Here is a 5,312-nt window from a genome sequence, read left to right on the forward strand (position 1 = left end):
CTCACGTTCTCGATGAGCACCGAGGCGGTGTCGATCGTCGGACGCAACGGCATGGGCAAGACCACGCTGTGCATAACGCTGATGGGCATGTTGGAACCGACCTCTGGGTCGATCGTCTTCGATGGGAAGCGCATCGACGGACTGGCACCCGAGAAGATCGCGCGCAGCGGCATCGCCTACATCCCGCAGGGTCGTCGCCTGTTCCCGTCGCTGTCGGTCGATGAGCATCTCCAGATGTTCGCCAAGGGCACCCGCGGCAAGCGGTGGACCCCCGAGGCCGTCTACGAACTCTTTCCGCGCCTCGCCGAGCGCAAGGGCAACGGTGGCGCCGAGCTGTCGGGTGGTGAGCAGCAGATGCTCGCCGTCGGCCGGGCCCTCCTGCTCAACGCCAAGCTCTACCTGATGGACGAGCCGTCCGAGGGTCTGGCCCCGACGATCGTCGACATCTTGATCAACGCGGTACAGCACCTCATCGAAGAGGGCAGCGCGGTGTTGATCGTCGAACAGAACCTGCGTGCGGCCACGTCGATGGCCGAGCGTCAGCTCATCATGGTCTCCGGTCAGATCGAACACGAGACGACCGCCGCCCAGTTGCGTGACGACCCCGCGCTGCAGAAGCAATACCTCGGAGTCGACGCGTAGCCCGCGTCGGGAAGGAGACCGAACGTGACCGACCAGCTCAACATCGCCCTCATCGGCTCGAAGTTCATGGGCCGCGCGCACTCCAACGCGTGGTTGAACGTCGGAAAGTTCTTCGAGACCGACCCGACCGCGGTGATGCACACCGTGTGTGGCCGCAACGCCGACGAGTTGACGCAGTTCGCCGACCAGTGGGGCTGGTCGAATGCATCGACCGACTGGGCGGCCACGGTCGCCGATCCAGCGATCGGTCTCGTCGACATCGGAACGCCGAACAACGTTCACGCCGAACAGGCGCTTGTCGCGCTCGAGGCGGGCCGCCACGTCGCGTGTGAGAAGCCGCTGGCCGGAACGCTGGCCGATGCCGAGCAGATGGCACAGGCCGCTGCCGCAGCCGACGGGCAGACCTTCGTCTGGTACAACTACCGCCGCGTTCCCGCCGTGGCATTGGCCCATCAGCTCGTGAAGTCGGGTGCGCTCGGGCGGATCTATCACGCCCGCGCCTGCTATCTGCAGAGCTGGGGCGGGCCCGACACACCCCTGCTCTGGCGTTTCCAGGGTGACGTCGCAGGCTCCGGAGCGCACGGCGACCTGAACGCGCACATCATCGACGCCGTCCGCTTCGTGACCGGCGAGGAGATCACCTCCGTCGAGGGCGCGATCGAGCACACGTTCATCGAACAGCGCGACATCATCGACGCCGGGGCCGGTGGCGAGATCGCCGGAGCCGGGGCATCGACCGCCGGCGCGAAGGGCGCGAGCACGGTCGACGACGCCGTGGCATTCCTCGCCCGCCTGAGCGGTGGCGGCATCGCGTCGTTCGAGGCGACTCGAGTCGCGACCGGCTACCACAACGCCAATCGTTTCGAGATCCACGGTGAGCGCGGAGCGTTGCGGTTCGACTTCGAGCGGATGAACGAACTCGGCTTCTACGACGCGAGCGGTGATGGGCGCACGGCGGGCTGGACCACGATCGACGCCACCCGCGGCGGCGACGGCCACCCGTACGCAGCGGCGTGGTGGCCCGACAGTCACGGTCTCGGGTACGAGCACAGTTTCGTCAACCAGGCCGCCGACATCCTCACCATGATCGGTGGGGGAGAACCGGTCGTGCCGATGCCCGATTTCGCCGACGCCCTGAAGACCCAGCAGGTGCTGCACGCAGCCATCGAATCCGCTCGACACCACGCCCCGGTGCCGATCTCCGACATCACCAGCTCAGGAGGAGCATCATGAGCAACGCCAAGCCCTTCGAACCCGTGTACATGCCCGTTGGCGTGTTGACCGCCGCGCTGCAGGAACTCACGCCGCGTGAACGGCGCGATCCGGACCCCGATCTGGCGATCGAGGAGTGGCTCGAGTACGCGGCGAAACTGGGAGCCGACAACATCGAGCTCTCCGCCGCCCTCCACCCCGACGAGTCCGACGTGCCCGCCGAGGCGATGCTCGACCCGGTCGCGAACACGCTCGACCTCCGCGAACCGTTCAACCAGGCGCGCGCCGACCGCGTCCTTGCGTCGGTGAAGTCGACCGGAGTGGACATCGCCGACGTGGCGTACTTCGACAACCTGCTCCACCACGACCCCGAGACGCGCCAGAAGAAGGTCGACTTCATGCTGGCGACGATGGACTCCGCGGTGCTCCTCGGTGCCGACGCCGTGTGCGGCTTCGTCGGACGCGATCAGACCAAGTCGATGGATCAGAACCTGATCGAGTTCGAGAACACGTTCGTCCCGCTCCTGAAGGCCGCCAAGGAGCGCGGTCTCGAGTACCGCGTCGAACAGTGCCCGATGCCCGGGTGGACACCCAGCGACAACTTCCACAACAACCTCGGCTACGCGCCGGGAACCTGGATCGCGCTGCACCAGATCTGCGAACGCAACGGGGTCGGTGACCAGTTCCGCATCCACTACGACCCGAGCCACGCGATCCTGATGGGCCAGGACACGCGCTCGATCTTCCAGTACCTCAAGGACGAGGGTTACAACTTCTTGATCACCGGCATGCACGTCAAGGGCCAGGTGGTCGACTCGAAGGGTGTGGCCGGTTGGGGGTACGGCGGCCAGACCGTGAACCGGGGCGACTGGATCGACGGCGAGATCTCGCCGAACCCGGCCGACCAGGCGAACGCCTGGAAGATCCAGACCGTCCTGTGCGAGCACGAACTGCCCGGCACCGCCCGTCACGATCCCCTCGCCTATCTGCAGAACCGGACGGTCGACTGGCTCGACCATCAGCTGGCGGCTCGCGAGCTCCTCGACATGGACTTCGCGACCACGCCGTTGATCGTCGAGCACGAGTACGGCCCGGCGCGGATCCAGGACCAGGACCTCCTGCGCCCGATCCTCGAGGGTTCGATCTCGTTCACCCGCAACATCGACCGGGCAGCCGCCGACATGTTCGCCCTCCAGCATCAGGTGCTGGCAGCACAGGACATCGCCATCCAGGGCGTCGGCCGCGAGGCATACCGGAGCTGACCGATGGCGACCGACTTCTTCACCGACGTTCCCGAGCCCGTCGCCCTCGCGGGCGACGATGCGGGCGAGGGTCTCGGCTACTCCGTGTATCACCCCGACCGGATGGTCGCGGGACGACGGATGGAGGAGCATCTGCGGATCGCGGTCTGCTACTGGCACAGCTTCAACTGGGCCGGCAACGACGTCTTCGGTGACGGGACGTTCGACCGTCCGTGGCTCGGTGACGTGGGCGACCCGATCGCGGCGGCCGAGTCGAAGCAGGACGCAGCCTTCGAGTTCTTCTCCAAGCTCGGCACGCCGTACTACTGCTTCCACGACGTCGACATGGCACCGCCGGGAGCGACACTCGCCGAGACCGAGAAGAACCTCCTGCACATGGTCGACCGGGCCGCGGCGAAACAGGCCGAGACCGGGGTCGGTCTGCTGTGGGGAACCGCGAACGTGTTCTCCCATCCACGTTTCGCGGCCGGTGCGGCGACGAACCCGAACCCGGAGATGTTCGCCTACGCGGCGGCCCAGGTCCGCAATGCCCTGCGCGCCACGCACGAACTCGGTGGTGAGAACTACGTGTTGTGGGGCGGGCGCGAGGGATACGAAACGCTGCTCAACACCGACATGCGTCGCGAGAACGATCAGCTCGCGCGCTTCCTCCACCTGGTCGCGGAGTACAAGCGCTCGATCGGGTTCTCCGGCACGCTGCTGCTCGAACCGAAGCCGCAGGAGCCGACCAAGCACCAGTACGACTACGACTCGGCGACCGTGCGCGGCTTCCTCGACCGCTACGACCTGCTCGACGAGTACCGGGTCAACATCGAGGTCAACCACGCGACGTTGGCGGGCCACAGCTTCCACCACGAGGTCGCGTATGCCCTCGACAACGGCATCTTCGGCAGCGTCGACGCCAACCGTGGTGATCCGCAGAACGGGTGGGACACCGACCAGTTCCCCAACTCGGTCGAGGAACTCTCGTTGGCCATGTACGAGATCGTCCGACGGGGCGGTTTCACCACCGGCGGATTCAACTTCGACACCAAGCTGCGTCGCCAGAGCCTGAGCCGGACCGACCTCTTCCACGGTCACATCGGCGGCATCGACACGCTCGCCCAGGCGCTCCTCGTCGCGGAACGGCTCATCGAGGACGGCACGCTCGAGCACGCTCGACAACAGCGCTACGCCGGCTGGGACCGGGGGCTGGGACAACTCATCGGAGCCGAGGGTGCGACGCTCGATTCGATCGCCGAGGAGGTCACGCGGAGCGGTCTCGACCCGCGACCGGTGTCCGGCGGTCAGGAACTGTTGGAGAACCACGTCAACCGAGCGATCTGGAGCGTCACATGAGCACCGTCCTCGTCGTCGGAACCGGCGACACCAAGAGCCGCGAACTCGAGTACATCCGCGACCTGATCGTCGCGGCCGGAGTCCCGGCAACGTTCGTCGACGTCGGCACCACGGGCCATCAATCGCATGCCGACGTGACTCCCGACGAGGTCGCTGCTCACCACCCCGACGGCGTGAGCGCCGTGGATTCCGACGATCGCGGGCAGGCGATTGCCGCGATGTCCGTAGCGCTCGAGCGCTACGTCCTCGCCCGTGCCGACGAGGTGTCGGGCATCATCGGCGCAGGCGGATCCGGTGGCACCGCATTGGTCACCCCGGCGATGCGGGCGCTGCCGGTCGGCGTGCCGAAGATGATGGTGTCGACGGTGGCATCGTCGAACGTCGCACCGTACGTCGGGCCGTCCGACATCGCGATGATGTACTCGGTCACCGACGTGTCCGGCATCAACCGAATCTCGCGCCAGGTTCTGGGCAACGCCGCTCATGCGATGGCGGGAATGGTGGCAGGTGAGATCCCGGCCGGCGGAACCGACCTCCCACCGGTCGCCCTCTCGATGTTCGGTGTCACCACGCCGCTGGTCACCCGCCTGTCCGCGGAACTCGCCGATCGGTACGACCCGCTCGTCTTCCACGCGACGGGAACCGGTGGGCAGTCGATGGAGAAGTTGGTCGACTCGGGCATGGTGGTCGCCGTCCTCGACATGACCACGACCGAGGTCGCCGACGAACTCGTCGGCGGAGTCTTCCCGGCGGGGCCGGGGAGGATGGATGCGCTCGCCCGGACCGGTGTGCCCTCCGTCGGCTCGGTCGGAGCGGTCGACATGGTCAACTTCGGAGCCCTCGACACGGTGCCGCCCC

Annotated in this window: 5 protein-coding genes; all 5 read left to right on the forward strand. The window is 66.8% G+C overall.

The genetic code is table 11. The annotated features are described in order from the left end of the window. The coding region (locus WBV89_RS10760) for an ABC transporter ATP-binding protein (RefSeq protein WP_423981347.1) at nt 1-642 on the forward strand (642 nt) is incomplete at its 5' end. Between the two features lie 24 nt (nt 643-666). After that, the gene (locus WBV89_RS10765) at nt 667-1,875 is read left to right on the forward strand and encodes a Gfo/Idh/MocA family protein (protein ID WP_423981348.1); all 1,209 of its coding nucleotides are present in this window, start codon (nt 667-669) and stop codon (nt 1,873-1,875) included. After that, entirely contained in the window at nt 1,872-3,116 is a 1,245-nt protein-coding gene (locus WBV89_RS10770; RefSeq protein ID WP_423981349.1) for a sugar phosphate isomerase/epimerase family protein, read from the forward strand. Before WBV89_RS10765 ends, WBV89_RS10770 begins: the two co-directional genes overlap by 4 nt. Nucleotides 3,117-3,119: 3 nt before the next feature. Beyond that, nucleotides 3,120-4,454 carry a xylose isomerase gene (gene xylA / locus WBV89_RS10775; RefSeq protein ID WP_423981350.1) on the forward strand — a complete coding sequence of 445 codons (1,335 nt, stop codon included), beginning with the start codon at nt 3,120-3,122 and terminating at the stop codon, nt 4,452-4,454. Next, nucleotides 4,451-5,312 (forward strand): Tm-1-like ATP-binding domain-containing protein (locus tag WBV89_RS10780; protein WP_423981351.1); only part of this gene is annotated, 862 nt, incomplete at its 3' end. The genes xylA and WBV89_RS10780, both read left to right, overlap by 4 nt.

It is taken from the genome of Ilumatobacter sp. (assembly GCF_049588435.1).
Classification (GTDB): domain Bacteria; phylum Actinomycetota; class Acidimicrobiia; order Acidimicrobiales; family Ilumatobacteraceae; genus Ilumatobacter_A.

Bases quoted from the DNA above. Each gene is read 5' to 3' on its own strand.
- WBV89_RS10770 (WP_423981349.1), top strand. From the start codon at position 1,872: ATGAGCAACGCCAAGCCCTTCGAACCCGTGTACATGCCCGTTGGCGTG.
- xylA (WP_423981350.1), top strand. From the start codon at position 3,120: ATGGCGACCGACTTCTTCACCGACGTTCCCGAGCCCGTCGCCCTCGCG.